Below are 14012 nucleotides of genomic sequence, written 5' to 3'. Positions count from 1 at the left end.
TCCCGCGAGGAGCGCGCGCGGCCATGGAGACAGAAACAGATGAGTCAAGCGATCGAAGTGAAGGTGCCGGATATCGGCGATTACAAGGACGTGCCGGTCATCGAGATCGGCGTGAAGGTCGGCGACACGGTCGAGCCCGAGCAGTCGCTCGTCACGCTCGAGTCCGACAAGGCGACGATGGATGTGCCGAGCCCGGTCGGCGGCGTCGTGAAGGAAATCAAGGTCAAGGTCGGCGATTCCGTGTCGGAAGGCTCGTTGATCATCCTGCTCGAAGGCGGCGCAGGCGCGCAGGCGAATGGCGCGGCCGCGGCTCCCGCTCCCGCAGCAGCGCCGGCACCGGCCGCCGCCGCGCCCGCTGCCGCACCGGCCGCGTCCGGCGGCACGCTCGAAGTGAAGGTGCCCGACATCGGCGACTACAAGGATGTCCCGGTGATCGAGATCGGCGTGAAGGTCGGCGACACGGTCGAGAAGGAACAGTCGCTCGTCACGCTCGAGTCGGACAAGGCGACGATGGACGTGCCGAGCCCGGCCGCCGGCGTCGTGAAGGGCATCTTGGTCAAGGTGGGCGATTCGGTGTCGGAAGGCACGCTGATCGTGCTGCTCGAAGCCGCAGGCGCACCGGCTGCAGCCGCACCGCAGGCCAGCGCGCCGGCGCCGGCCGCGGCCGCCCCGGCCCGCCGCCGCACCGGCACCCGCGAAGGCTGCGCCGGCACCGGCCGCCGCCGCTCCGGCTCCGGCTCCGGCTCCGGCCGCCGCGCCGTCGGGCGAATATCGCGCGAGCCACGCATCGCCGTCGGTCCGCAAGTTCGCACGCGAACTCGGCGTCGAAGTCGCGCGCGTGCAGGGCTCGGGGCCGAAGGGCCGCATTACGAAGGAAGACGTGACGGGCTTCGTGAAGGGCGTGATGACGGGCCAGCGCGCGGCGCCGGCCGCGGCAGCCGCGCCGGCAGGCGGCGGCGAGCTGAACCTGCTGCCCTGGCCGAAGGTCGACTTCTCGAAGTTCGGCCCGTTCGAGGCGAAGCCGCTGTCGCGCATCAAGAAGATCTCGGGCGCGAACCTGCATCGCAACTGGGTGATGATCCCGCACGTCACGAACAACGACGAAGCGGACATCACCGAGCTCGAAGCGCTGCGCGTCCAGCTGAACAAGGAACACGAAAAGGCGGGCGTGAAGTTCACGATGCTCGCGTTCGTGATCAAGGCGGTCGTCGCCGCGCTGAAGAAATTCCCGACCTTCAACGCGAGCCTCGACGGCGACAACCTCGTGTTCAAGCAGTACTTCCACGTCGGTTTCGCGGCCGATACGCCGAACGGCCTCGTCGTGCCGGTGATCCGCGATGCGGACAAGAAGGGCCTCGTCGACATCGCGAAGGAAATGAGCGACCTGTCGAAGGCCGCGCGCGAAGGCAAGCTGAAGCCGGACCAGATGCAGGGCGGCTGCTTCTCGATCTCGTCGCTCGGCGGGATCGGCGGGACAAACTTCACGCCGATCATCAACGCGCCGGAAGTGGCGATCCTCGGGTTGTCGCGCGGGCAGATGAAGCCGGTGTGGGACGGCAAGCAGTTCGTGCCGCGGCTCATGCTGCCGTTGTCGCTGTCGTATGACCATCGTGTCATCGATGGCGCCGAAGCCGCGCGGTTCAATGCGTATCTCGGCGCGTTGCTCGGGGATTTCCGTCGCATCATTCTTTGATGAGATGAGGGGCTCGCGGGGGCGTGGTTTCGTGTCTGTTCTCCACGCTCTTGTCGTTGAACCTGTTTTGCCAACGGTCTGCTAGCGTCGCCCCTGCGCGGGGCGGCGGTCACTTTTCTTTGTCTTCCAAAGAAAAGTGACCAAAAGAAAGGCGCGTCCTTGGGCGGACGGCAAAGGTGGTCCTGCCCAACGTCGCGTGCTCTTGTCAGGCCGCATGTCGTCAGGTTCCGTCTTTCCGCCGGTCCCTCCCTCTCTCTCTGCAGCTATTCAAGAAGGGGACAGTCATGAGTCTCATCGAAGTCAAGGTTCCGGATATCGGCGATTTCAGCGGCGTCGATGTCATCGAAGTCAACGTCAAACCCGGCGACGTGATCGAAAAAGAGCAAACGCTCATCACGCTCGAATCCGATAAAGCCTCCATGGAAGTGCCCAGCGACGTCGCCGGCACCGTCAAGGAAGTCAAGGTCAAAGCCGGCGAGAAAGTCTCGCAGGGCACCGTCATCGCCATCGTCGAAGCGTCGGCAGGCGCAGCCGCTTCCGCGAAAGCGCCCGAAGCGCCGAAGCCCGCAGCCGCCGCACCGGCTCCGGCCGCAGCCGCGCCGGCACCCGCGCCGGCACCCGCGCCCGCGCCGCAAGCCGGCAGCTACAGCGGCGCCGCCGACATCGAGTGCGACATGCTCGTGCTCGGCGCCGGCCCCGGCGGCTACTCGGCCGCATTCCGCGCCGCCGACCTCGGCATGAAGACCGTACTCGTCGAACGCTATTCGACGCTCGGCGGCGTCTGCCTGAACGTCGGCTGCATCCCGTCGAAGGCGCTGCTGCATACGTCGCTCGTCGTCGAGGAAGCCGCGGCGCTCGCGTCGCACGGCATCACGTTCGGCAAGCCGCAAGTCGATCTCGACAAGCTGCGCGACTTCAAGGGCGGCGTCGTCAAGAAACTGACGACCGGCCTCGCCGGCATGGCGAAGGCGCGCAAGGTCGAAGTGGTCACCGGCGTCGGCGCGTTCGTCGATCCGTTCCACATGGAAGTGCAGGGCGAAAACGGCAAGAAGGTCGTCAAGTTCAAGCAGGCGATCATCGCCGCGGGCTCGCAGGCCGTGAAGCTGCCGTTCATGCCGGAAGACCCGCGCGTCGTCGATTCGACGGGCGCGCTCGAACTGCGCCAGCTGCCCAAGCGCATGCTCGTGATCGGCGGCGGCATCATCGGCCTCGAAATGGCGACGGTCTACTCGACGCTCGGCGCCGAGATCGACGTCGTCGAAATGATGGACGGCCTGATGATGGGCGCCGACCGCGATCTCGTGAAGGTCTGGGAAAAGTACAACGCGAAGCGCTTCGGCAACGTGATGCTGAAGACCAAGACGGTCGGCGCGGAAGCGAAGGAAGACGGCATCTACGTGAAGTTCGAGGGCGAAAAGGCGCCGGCGGAAGCGCAGCGCTACGACCTCGTGCTCGTCGCGGTGGGCCGCAGCCCGAACGGCAAGAAGATCGGTGCCGACAAGGCCGGCGTCGCGGTCACGGATCGCGGCTTCATCGACGTCGACAAGCAGATGCGCACGAACGTCCCGCACATCTTCGCGATCGGCGATATCGTCGGCCAGCCGATGCTCGCGCACAAGGCCGTGCATGAAGGCCACGTCGCCGCGGAAGCCGCGCACGGCGAAAAGGCGTACTTCGACGCACTGCAGATCCCGTCGGTGGCCTACACCGATCCGGAAGTGGCGTGGGCCGGCAAGACCGAGGACCAGTGCAAGGCCGAAGGCATCAAGTACGGCAAGGCCGTGTTCCCGTGGGCCGCTTCGGGCCGCGCAATCGCGAACGGTCGCGACGAAGGCTTCACGAAGCTGATCTTCGACGAGGAAACCCATCGCGTGATCGGCGGTGCGATCGTCGGCCTGAACGCGGGCGACCTGATCAGCGAAGTGTGCCTCGCGGTCGAGATGGGCGCGGACGCGGAAGACATCGGCAAGACGATCCACCCGCACCCGACGCTCGGCGAATCGGTCGGCATGGCCGCCGAGCTGTACGAAGGCGTCTGTACGGACCTGCCGCCGCAACGCAAGAAGTAACAGTAACGCGACCGGCATGGCCGGCCACGCGCCGGCCACGAAAACGCCGCCGCCCGGGCAAACCGGACGGCGGCGTTTTGTTTTGCGTGGCGCGCGACAGGCTCGATGGTGGCGGGCAGTTGGCCGCCCGCCCGGCACATTCCGGCGCCAGAAACGAAAAAGCCGCGCTGGGCGCGGCTCTTTCAGGAGCAGGGGACGCTTACGCGGCCGGCTTGCTCGAACGACGTGCGGCAGCGGCGGTTGCAGCCTTCGTTGCGACGGCAGCAGCGGCGTTGAAGTTCGTTTCAGCGATTTCCACCGCTTGCTTCGTGGCCTTCTGAACCGTTTCGTACGTGGTGTTCGCAGCGTTCAGCGCCGACTTCAGTGCGGCGACAGCCGTTTCCGAACCGGCCGGGGCGTTCTTCGCGACGTTGTCGACGAGTGCCTGGACCTTCTTGTTCTGCTCGTCGAATTGCGCTTCGGCGACCTTCGCGAACTCGGCTTGCGTCGACGATGCGATTTCGTACAGGTGACGGCCGTACGACAGCACCTTTTCCGCGACCGGCTGCGACAGGCTCGCTTGCAGCGCGATCAGTTCCTGCGCGTCCTTCACCGACAGCAGACGCTGCGCGTTTTCCTGGCCTTCGGCCAGCGTCGACTTCACGACTTGCAGGTTGAGTTCGATCAGCTTTTCGACGCCTTCGAACGCCTTGGTCGTCAGACCGAACAGGCTTTCGAGGTTGGCTTTTTGGGCGGCGGCGATTTGCTCGGGGGTCAGCAAGGACATGTCAGGCTCCTGAAAAGCGATCGCGTCGATCGCAGGATAAAGGGCACTACGCTGGGGAACTTCGGCGCCGCGTGCTTTGTGCAACGCAGCAATGAGGCCTATTTTAGGGCAGAGAGCACGGATGTCAAGCACTTTTTGTGCGTTGCACAATCGCGACAAATTATCGATAAAACAACGAGTTATCGCACCCGTGCGGAATCGGTTTCATGCGTGTTCCCACATGGTGCGCACGGCGCCGGGGAAAACGCGCCGCACCATGATCACGCACAGGTAAACCTGACAGGCCCATGGAACGTTATCCTTCTGTTCCTGTCGAAAAACGCGCCGTTTCGATGCGCGTGCCGTGGCGACGTGCCGCCGTCACGGCCGAGACCGGCGCCCTGGGCACGCCGAGCATCGGATACGTACTTTCCCCGCTTTAAATTGCCGCCGAAGTGACGTTATCTCAATTAACCGCGTGGTAATCGGGAGACGGGCGCTGTCGGGCAGTGCGTCCCATCGATTTTTTCGATGGGAACGGAAGGGTCGATTGGCCGGAGGTTGGCCGACTCTTACATTCCGGTTTAAAGACGATCGGTAAGTGCCTAATATTGCTCTTTTTTTCAGCTTTAACTACACTTGCGGAAACCTCCCGCCCGCTTTGTCCAGACCCCAATGAAAGCCGAATCGTTTTCACCGCGCAGATTGTTGCAGAGCATGACGCTCGGCACCGCTGTGTCGGTCGCAGTCGCGTTGCTCGCGACCACCGCGTCCGTCACGCCTGCCGACGCCTTCGCCGCCACTGCGAAGACCCAAGCCGCCAAGAAAAAGGCCGTCGCTCCTGCTTCGTCAGCGAAGAAGAAGTCGGCCCGGGCGACCTCCGACAAATCCGCCAAGGTCGCCGACGCCGATGCGCCGCGCGCGAAAGCGTCGCGTAAGCGCGTGACGCTCGCGGCGAACAACCTGCATGGCGGCCATCGCGGCGCGGTGCGCAAGGTCGCGTTCCAGCCGCGCCGTCCGACGGTCGGCCAGGCGTTCGGCCTGCACGACACGCCCGACGCGCTCGCGCTGCGCTCGAGCGTCGCGTACGTCGTCGACCAGAATTCCGGCGAGGCGCTGTTCGACAAGAATTCGCACGCGGTCGTGCCGATCGCGTCGATCTCGAAGCTGATGACGGCCATGGTCGTGCTCGACTCGAAGTCGCCGATGACCGATCAGCTCGAAGTCACCGACGAAGACCGCGACTACGAGAAGGGCACGGGCTCGCGCCTGTCGGTCGGCTCGGTGCTGTCGCGCGAGGACATGCTGCACATCGCGCTGATGGCGTCGGAAAACCGCGCGGCCGCCGCGCTGTCGCGCTACTATCCGGGCGGTCGTCCGGCGTTCATCGCAGCGATGAACGCGAAGGCGAAGTCGCTCGGCATGACCGATACGCATTTCGAGAATTCGACCGGCCTGTCGAGCTCGAACGTGTCGAGCGCGCGCGATCTCGTGAAGATGGTCAATGCGGCGTACCAGTACCCGATGATCCGCCAGTTCTCGACTGATCGCACCTACGAGGTGTACACGGGCAAGCGCAACCTCGTCTACAACAGCACCAACGCGCTGATCCGCGGCAACGGCTCGTGGGACATCGGCCTGCAGAAGACGGGCTTCATCAACGAAGCGGGCGAATGCCTCGTGATGCAGGCCACGATTCACGGCCGGCCGATGGTCATGGTGCTGCTCGATTCGTTCGGCAAGTACTCGCGTTTCGCCGATGCCTCGCGCCTGCGCAACTGGCTCGATGCCGGCGGCGGCGAGCGCCTGACGGCGGCCAACACGCCGAGCGGCGGCACCTGATCGCGCGCGGCGGTTCGCCGCCGTACCGTACCGGTCGCCGCAACGCAAAAGCCCCGCAATCGCGGGGCTTTTTTTGTCTGGCGAAACCGGCGCCGGCGCCGGAAGGAACCTGGCCGCCGGCGCGGCTTACGCCTGCCGCTGCAGCCCGTCCACGTCCTTCGCGGGCGCCGGCCGGTAGCCGAGCGATTCCGAGATGGTGAGCGCCGTCCGGCTCAACTGGCCGAGCCACGCGTCCTGCAGCCGGTCGGCCGGCGCCGACAGCGACAGGCCCGCGACGAGCTTGCCCGAATCGTCGTAGATGCCGGCCGCGATGCAGCGCACGCCGAGTTCGAGTTCTTCATTGTCGCGCGCGCACGATTGCTGGCGGACGATCGTCAGCTCGCGCTCGAGCTTCGCGATATCGGTGATGCTGTTCTGCGTATGGCCGGACAGCCCCGTGCGCGTCGCATACGCACGCACGCGCGACGTTTCGTCGGCCGCGAGGAACAGCTTGCCGACCGACGTGAGGTGCAGCGGCGCGCGGCCGCCGATCGCGCGGACGACCTGCATTCCCGAGCGCTCCGAATACGCGCGCTCGATATAGACGATCTCGTCGCCCTGGCGCACCGACAGGTTCACGGTCTGCCCGGTGAGGCGGTGCAGCTCGCGCATCGGCATCAGCGCCGCGTCGCGCACCGACAGGCGCGCCTTCACGAGATTGCCGAGCTCGAGCAACCGCATGCCGAGGCGGTAGGTGCCGGGATCGGAGCGGTCGACGAGGCGGCAGGTCACCATGTCGTTGAGGATGCGGTGCGCGGTCGACGGGTGCAACTCCGTGCGCTGCGCAAGTTCCTTCAGGCTGACGGGGTCGCTGTGCGCGGCGAGCGCGTCCAGCAACCGCATCATGCGTTCGATCACCTGGATCGACGTTTTTGAATCCGGGGTGGGTTGGCTCATGTCGGGGGAGGAATCGGTTGACGCGTCAAGCGGTGTTGGATCGATTGTATCTCGTATCGTGAAAAAAGCGAACGCCGTTCGAGGAAGTCCTCGTTTCGCGCACCGCGGGCTTGCGCGCGGGCCGGCGTTGGTCTTGCCGGACAAACGTCGGATAATGAGAGCCGTTTTCTCGAAGGAGCACGTATGCGAGTCGGTTTGTTCGTCACCTGCCTGGTCGACCTGATGCGCCCCGAAATCGGTTTTTCGGCGCTCAAGCTGCTTCGCGACGCCGGCTACGAGGTGATCGTGCCGCCTACGCAGACCTGCTGCGGCCAGCCCGCCTACAACTCGGGCGACCGCGCGCTCGCACGCGACCTCGCGGAAAAGACGCTGCGCGAGTTCGAGTCATTCGATTACGTCGTCGCGCCGTCCGGTTCGTGTGGCGGGATGATCCGCGCGCACTATGGCGACCTGTTCCGCGACGATCCCGAGCTGATGGGGCGCTACACGCGGTTCCAGCAGAAAGTTTACGAACTGACCGATTTCCTCGCGAACGTCGCGAAGGTGTCGCTCGCGCCGGGCGAATTCGCCGGGCCGGTCACCTATCACGATTCGTGCTCGGGCCTGCGCGAGCTCGGCGTGAAGGCGCAGCCGCGCGCGCTGCTCGCGCAGCGCGGCGTGGCCGTCACCGAGATGAAGGACTGCGAGCACTGTTGCGGCTTCGGCGGCACGTTCTCGGTCAAGTACGGCGACATCTCGGCGGCCATCGCGGACGAAAAATGCGCGAACGTGCGCGCGTCGGGCGCGGGCACTGTGGTGCTCGGCGATCTCGGCTGCATGCTGAACATCGAAGGGCGGTTGCGCCGCACCGGCGACCGCGACACGCGCGTGCTGCACGTCGCGCAAGTGCTGGCGGGCGACGTCTGACGCCCGGTTCCGCTCACTTTTCCCCCGATACCGCGATGCAAGTCCAATCGATGCATTTCAAGGCGCGCGCCGGCCAGAAGCTGGCCGACCAGCGCCTGCAGCAGAACCTGAAGAAGCTGTCGACGAAGTTCGTGTCCGCGCGCGCCGACGCGATGACCCTGATCGACTTTCCGGCCACGCGCGCCGCGCTGAAGGCGCGCCGCAACCGCGCGCTCGAGAATCTCGACGTGTGGCTCGAGGCGTTCGAGCGCGAGGCGACGCGGCGCGGCACGACGGTGCTCTTCGCCGAAACGACTGCGGACGCCGCGCGGCTCGTGGCCGGCATCGCGCGCCGGCACGACGTGAAGAAGGTCATCAAGACCAAGTCGATGGTGTCCGAGGAAATGCGCCTGAACGCGGTGCTCGCCGAGATGGGCGTGCAGTCGATCGAGACCGATCTCGGCGAATACATCCTGCAGATCAACGACAACGAGCCGCCGAGCCACATCATTGCGCCCGTCGTGCACAAGGACAAGGACGAGATCGCCGACCTGTTCGCGCGCACGCATGGGCGCGAGCGGCTCACCGAGATCCCGGACATGACGCGCGAGGCGCGCGAGGTGCTGCGCCCGCATTTCATGTCGGCCGACATGGGCGTGACGGGCGGCAACTTCGTGATCGCGGAAACGGGTTCGGTCGCGATCGTGACGAACGAAGGGAACGAGGGCATGTGCACGGTGATGCCGCGCGTGCATGTCGCGGTGACCGGCATCGAGAAGGTGCTGCCGACCCTCGAGGATCTCGCGACCGCGATGCGGCTGCTGCCGCGTTCCGCGACCGGGCAGAAGACGTCGAACTATTTCTCGCTGCTGACCGGGCCGCGCGGGCCCGGCGACGAGGACGGCCCCGAGCACAACTACGTGGTGCTCGTGGACGGCGGCCGCACGGGCCTGATCGGCGGCGAATTCCAGGAGATGCTGCGCTGCATCCGCTGCGGCGCGTGCATGAACCATTGCCCGGTGTACCAGAAGGTCGGCGGTCATGCGTACGGCTGGGTCTATCCGGGGCCGATGGGATCGGTGCTGACGCCGAGCTACGTCGGGCTCGACCGCACGCTCGACCTGCCGCAGGCGGCGACGCTGTGCGGCGAATGCGACAGCGTGTGCCCGGCCGGGATTCCGTTGTCGCACCTGTTGCGCACGTTGCGCGAGAAGCAGGTCGAGCGCCACCTGCGACCGTGGCGCGAACGCGCGGCGCTCGCCGCGTGGGGGTTCTTCGCCCGACGCCCGATGCTGTATGCGCTGACGACCAAGCTCGCGGTGCGCGTCCTCGAACGGCTGGGCGGCGACGGCGGCATGCTGCGGCGCCTGCCGATGATGGGCGGCTGGATGGATACGCGCGACCTTCCGACGCCGACCGGGCGCACGTTCCGCGAGCTGTACGCGGCGTCGCAAAGTCACCTCGGCTGACACTGTTCAGCGAGCGGCAACAGTGCGTTCGCTATTTGCATATTTATCTTGATAGATGCGGTCTATAGAATCTCGTCTGTAGTCCCCGGAATCGGGTTTCGGGGTACGAGGTCAACGAGGTCCGCATCATGAAAAAGACAATATCGATGTACTGGCCGCTGGCAATCGTGGTTCCGCTGGCAGCGGTTGCCTATCTGCATGCGATGGCCGATGCGCCGTCGCGCGGCCCGCTCGCGGTTCACCAGGCGTCCGCCGAACTGGCGCGCGCGGTGTCGTTCGGGCTGGTCGGCGACGCGGCGCAGCCGCTGCCCGCGGCATCCGGCGACATGGCGCTCGCTGCGCCGAAGGCGCTGTAACGCATGACGCCGTCGCTTCGCGCGGCGGCGTGATGTCGGCCGCCTTTGTATAATGGCGTGTTCTTCTCCCACGCGGTGCGCCGCGGCTTTTCGATAGTGCGATGACCCGCGTTGCGATCTGTTTCGTCTGTCTCGGCAACATCTGCCGTTCGCCCACCGCGGAGGGCGTGATGCGCCACCAGGTCGATGCGGCCGCGCTGGCCGACCGGATCGCGATCGATTCGGCCGGCACTGGCGACTGGCACGTCGGCGAGCCGCCCGATACGCGTGCGCAGGCGGCAGCCCGCAGCCGCGGCTACGATCTGTCGGCGCTGCGCGCGCGGCAGGTGAGCGCGGCGGATTTCGAGCGGTTCGATCTGCTGCTCGCGATGGACGAAGCGAATCTCGCCGAGCTGCGCCGTCGCTGTCCGCCGCAGCATCGCGACAAGGTGCGCCTGCTGATGGAATTCGCGCCGGGCGCGACCGAAACCGAAGTGGCCGATCCGTATTTCGGCGGCGCGCAGGGCTTCGAGCAGGTGCTCGACCAGGTCGAGCGCGCGTGCGCGGGCCTGCTGGAGACGCTCCGCGCACGCACGGCGCACTGACCGCGCAATATTCAGCGGTCTGCGAATACCCTTTCACAGACATGGATACTTGACTAAAAACGTCAAATATTTATACTTGACCAAAATCGTCAAGATTGCAGTCCCCTAGACACCATGAGACTCACCACCAAAGGCCGTTTCGCCGTCACGGCGATGATTGACTTGGCACTGCGCCAGGAGCAGGGCCCGGTGACGCTTGCAGGCATCAGCCAGCGCCAGCGGATTTCGCTCTCGTATCTCGAACAGCTGTTCGGCAAGCTGCGCAGGCATGAAATCGTCGAATCCGTGCGCGGCCCGGGCGGCGGCTACAACCTCGCGCGTCGCGCGCAGGACGTCACCGTCGCCGACATCATCATCGCGGTCGATGAACCGCTCGACGCCACGCAGTGCGGCGGCAAAGGCACGTGCGACGGCTCGAAGCAGCCCGACGGCCATTGCATGACGCACGAGCTGTGGTCGACGCTGAACCAGAAGATGGTCGAATACCTCGATTCGGTGTCGCTGCAGGATCTCGTCGATCAGCAGCGCGCACGCGAGGGCGCCCCTGCGGTGCTGCGCGACCGTCGCGCGCCGGAGCCCGTCGCCGCACCGGCCGAGCCCGTGCGCACGATGCCGCTCGGCCCCAATTCGGTGTTCAACATCGCGAGTTCGTGAGCGCGAAGGCGCCCGCCAACCCCCATAACGCACATAGTCCCTGCACAGAATACCCGGAGCGACAGATGACCCAAGAGACTCTCCACCTGCCCATCTATATGGATTACAGCGCGACGACGCCCGTCGATCCGCGCGTGGTCGACAAGATGGTGCCGTACCTGCGCGAGCAGTTCGGCAACCCGGCGTCGCGCAGCCACGCTTACGGCTGGGACGCGGAGCGTGCGGTCGAGGAAGCGCGCGAACAGGTGGCCGCACTCGTGAACGCCGATCCGCGCGAGATCATCTGGACGTCGGGCGCCACCGAGTCGGACAACCTCGCGATCAAGGGCGCCGCGAACTTCTACAAGGGCAAGGGCAAGCACATCATCACGGTGAAGACCGAGCACAAGGCCGTGCTCGACACGTGCCGCGAGCTCGAGCGCGACGGTTTCGAAGTCACCTACCTCGACGTGAAGGACGACGGCCTGATCGACCTCGACGTGTTCAAGGCCGCACTGCGCGCGGACACGATCCTCGTGTCGGTGATGCACGTGAACAACGAGATCGGCGTGATCCAGGACATCGAGACGATCGGTGAAATCTGCCGCGAGAAGGGCATCGTGTTCCACGTCGATGCCGCGCAGTCGACCGGCAAGGTCGCGATCGACCTCGCGAAGCTGAAGGTCGACCTGATGTCGTTCTCGGCGCACAAGACCTACGGCCCGAAGGGCATCGGCGCGCTGTACGTGCGCCGCAAGCCGCGCGTGCGCATCGAAGCGCAGATGCACGGCGGCGGTCACGAGCGCGGGATGCGGTCGGGCACGCTGGCGACGCACCAGATCGTCGGCATGGGCGAGGCGTTCCGCATCGCGCGCGAGGAAATGGCGACCGAGAACGAGCGCATCCGCATGCTGCGGGACAAGCTGCTGCGCGGCCTGTCGCAGATCGAGGAAACCTACGTGAACGGCGACATGGATCGCCGTGTCCCGCACAACCTGAACATCAGCTTCAACTTCGTCGAAGGCGAGTCGCTGATCATGGCGATCAAGGACGTTGCGGTGTCGTCGGGCTCCGCATGCACGTCCGCGTCGCTGGAGCCGTCGTACGTGCTGCGTGCGCTCGGCCGCAACGACGAACTCGCGCACAGCTCGATCCGCTTCACGGTCGGCCGCTTCACGACGGAGCAGGAAGTCGACTTCGTGGTCGATCTGCTGAACAGCAAGATCGCGAAGCTGCGCGAACTGTCGCCGCTCTGGGAAATGCACCAGGAAGGCATCGATCTGTCGACGATCGAATGGGCCGCGCACTGATACCGCATTGAATGCAACCGCGGGCGGATTGACGCACGCAGACGTAACGAGTCAAGGAGTCTGAGTCATGTCTTACAGCAACAAGGTTCTGGATCACTACGAAAACCCGCGCAACGTCGGTTCGTTCGCGAAGGACGACGACACGGTCGGCACGGGCATGGTCGGCGCGCCGGCATGCGGCGACGTGATGAAGCTGCAGATCCGCGTCGGCGCGGACGGCGTGATCGAAGACGCGAAGTTCAAGACCTACGGTTGCGGTTCTGCGATCGCATCGAGCTCGCTCGTCACCGAATGGGTGAAGGGCAAGACGCTCGACGAGGCACTGTCGATCAAGAACACGCAGATCGCCGAGGAACTCGCGCTGCCGCCGGTGAAGATTCACTGCTCGATCCTCGCGGAAGACGCGATCAAGGCAGCCGTGGCCGACTACAAGAAGCGCCACGACACCAAGGAAAGCGATCAGGCAGCAGCCTGAACGGCATCGAGCGGCTAGGGAAGGGAACGCGGCGGGCCCCGGCGGCGCGCCGCGGCAAGGACATCATGGCAATTACACTGACCGAAAAAGCAGCACAGCACGTGCAGAAATACCTCGTCCGTCGCGGCAAGGGTGTGGGCCTGCGGCTTGGCGTTCGCACGACCGGGTGCTCGGGGCTCGCGTACAAGCTCGAGTATGTCGACGAGCTGGCTCCCGAGGATCAGGTGTTCGAGAGCCATGGCGTGAAGGTCGTCGTCGATCCGAAGAGCCTCGCCTATATCGACGGCACCGAGCTCGACTTCGCCCGTGAAGGCCTGAACGAAGGGTTCAAGTTCAACAACCCGAACGTGAAGGACGAGTGCGGGTGCGGGGAATCGTTCCGCGTGTGACGCGGCTCCCTCCGCGCGACGCGGGCAACAGGCGGCACGGGCCGCCTTTTTAATGTGCGGCGTTTGCCGCGCGACGAACCGGAATTGAACGCGACGATGGTTTCGCTCAAAGACAGCCATTTCGACCTGTTTCACCTGCCGGCGCAATTCGCGCTCGATGAGACGGCGCTCGACACCGCCTATCGGACGGTGCAGACGCAAGTGCATCCGGACCGCTTCGCAGCGGCCGGCGATGCGCAAAAGCGCATCGCGATGCAATGGGCCACGCGCGCGAACGAGGCGTACCGCACGCTGCGCGATCCGCTGAAGCGCGCGTCCTATCTGCTGTCGCTGCGCGGCGTCGACATCGGCGCGGAAAACAACACGGCGATGGAGCCCGCCTTCCTGATGCAGCAGATGGAATGGCGCGAGGGCATCGAGGACGCCGCGGCCGCCCGCAACGTCGACGCGCTCGATGCATTGCTCGCCGAGTTGCGCGACGAGAAGCGCGTGCGCGTCGAGCGCCTCGGCACGCTGCTCGACAGCGGCGCCGACCAGGCAGCCGCGGAAGCCGTGCGTCAGCTGATGTTCATCGAACGGGTCGCGTCGGAAGTGGGCGCGCAGATCGAGCGCCTCGAAACTTAACC

General features: G+C 65.5%; 14 protein-coding genes and 1 pseudogene. 13 read left to right on the top strand and 2 right to left on the bottom strand.

Annotation, left to right across the window (positions count from 1 at the left end; all coding sequences use genetic code 11):
* Positions 1–39 precede the first annotated feature (39 nt).
* A pseudogene (gene aceF, locus JYG37_RS12985) lies at positions 40–1693 on the top strand (dihydrolipoyllysine-residue acetyltransferase).
* Positions 1694–1977: 284 nt separating this feature from the next.
* Positions 1978–3762, top strand: a complete 1785-nt coding sequence (lpdA, locus tag JYG37_RS12980) for a dihydrolipoyl dehydrogenase (protein ID WP_089488596.1) — start codon at positions 1978–1980, stop codon at positions 3760–3762.
* Between the two features lie 199 nt (positions 3763–3961).
* Here the strand turns inward: lpdA and JYG37_RS12975 are convergent, their stop codons facing one another.
* Positions 3962–4528 (bottom strand): phasin family protein, encoded by a 567-nt coding sequence (locus JYG37_RS12975; protein ID WP_034188948.1) that lies wholly within the window; start codon positions 4526–4528, stop codon positions 3962–3964.
* Positions 4529–4815: 287 nt separating this feature from the next.
* Between JYG37_RS12975 and JYG37_RS34980 the strand changes: the two genes are divergently transcribed.
* A complete protein-coding gene (locus tag JYG37_RS34980; protein WP_260435469.1) occupies positions 4816–4950 on the top strand; it encodes a hypothetical protein in 135 nt (44 codons plus the stop codon).
* A gap of 232 nt (positions 4951–5182) precedes the next feature.
* A complete protein-coding gene (gene pbpG / locus JYG37_RS12970; RefSeq protein WP_213345454.1) occupies positions 5183–6349 on the top strand; it encodes a D-alanyl-D-alanine endopeptidase in 1167 nt (388 codons plus the stop codon).
* Between the two features lie 126 nt (positions 6350–6475).
* Here pbpG and JYG37_RS12965 read toward each other — a convergent pair whose 3' ends face one another.
* Positions 6476–7285: an IclR family transcriptional regulator gene (locus tag JYG37_RS12965; RefSeq protein ID WP_050013008.1), complete on the bottom strand. Its 810-nt coding sequence runs from the start codon at positions 7283–7285 to the stop codon at positions 6476–6478.
* A 183-nt stretch (positions 7286–7468) separates the two neighbouring features.
* Between JYG37_RS12965 and JYG37_RS12960 the strand changes: the two genes are divergently transcribed.
* The 9 genes from JYG37_RS12960 (at position 7469) to hscB (ending at position 14010) form a co-directional block, all read left to right on the top strand.
* Positions 7469–8191, top strand: coding sequence for a (Fe-S)-binding protein (locus JYG37_RS12960; RefSeq protein ID WP_050013007.1), 723 nt, complete (start codon positions 7469–7471; stop codon positions 8189–8191).
* Between the two features lie 35 nt (positions 8192–8226).
* The gene (locus tag JYG37_RS12955) at positions 8227–9639 is read left to right on the top strand and encodes a lactate utilization protein B (protein WP_213345453.1); all 1413 of its coding nucleotides are present in this window, start codon (positions 8227–8229) and stop codon (positions 9637–9639) included.
* 128 nt (positions 9640–9767) lie between these two features.
* Positions 9768–9995: a hypothetical protein gene (locus JYG37_RS12950; protein WP_050013005.1), complete on the top strand. Its 228-nt coding sequence runs from the start codon at positions 9768–9770 to the stop codon at positions 9993–9995.
* Between the two features lie 101 nt (positions 9996–10096).
* On the top strand, positions 10097–10579 hold the full coding sequence (locus JYG37_RS12945; RefSeq protein WP_050013004.1) for a low molecular weight protein-tyrosine-phosphatase: 483 nt from the start codon (positions 10097–10099) through the stop codon (positions 10577–10579).
* A gap of 114 nt (positions 10580–10693) precedes the next feature.
* Positions 10694–11233 (top strand): Fe-S cluster assembly transcriptional regulator IscR, encoded by a 540-nt coding sequence (gene iscR, locus JYG37_RS12940; RefSeq protein ID WP_006401955.1) that lies wholly within the window; start codon positions 10694–10696, stop codon positions 11231–11233.
* A 65-nt stretch (positions 11234–11298) separates the two neighbouring features.
* Positions 11299–12522, top strand: coding sequence for an IscS subfamily cysteine desulfurase (locus JYG37_RS12935; RefSeq protein WP_050013003.1), 1224 nt, complete (start codon positions 11299–11301; stop codon positions 12520–12522).
* Positions 12523–12589: 67 nt separating this feature from the next.
* Positions 12590–12997, top strand: coding sequence for a Fe-S cluster assembly scaffold IscU (gene iscU / locus JYG37_RS12930; RefSeq protein WP_006478389.1), 408 nt, complete (start codon positions 12590–12592; stop codon positions 12995–12997).
* Positions 12998–13062: 65 nt separating this feature from the next.
* Positions 13063–13386, top strand: a complete 324-nt coding sequence (gene iscA, locus JYG37_RS12925) for an iron-sulfur cluster assembly protein IscA (protein ID WP_011885413.1) — start codon at positions 13063–13065, stop codon at positions 13384–13386.
* 96 nt (positions 13387–13482) lie between these two features.
* The gene (gene hscB / locus JYG37_RS12920; protein WP_050013039.1) at positions 13483–14010 is read left to right on the top strand and encodes a Fe-S protein assembly co-chaperone HscB; all 528 of its coding nucleotides are present in this window, start codon (positions 13483–13485) and stop codon (positions 14008–14010) included.
* Positions 14011–14012: the final 2 nt, after the last annotated feature.

Source organism: Burkholderia sp. LAS2 (assembly GCF_018417615.1).
Lineage (GTDB): Bacteria > Pseudomonadota > Gammaproteobacteria > Burkholderiales > Burkholderiaceae > Burkholderia > Burkholderia sola.
Note: the sequence above shows the minus strand (reverse complement) of the source record. Positions and strands in the feature narration are given on the sequence as shown.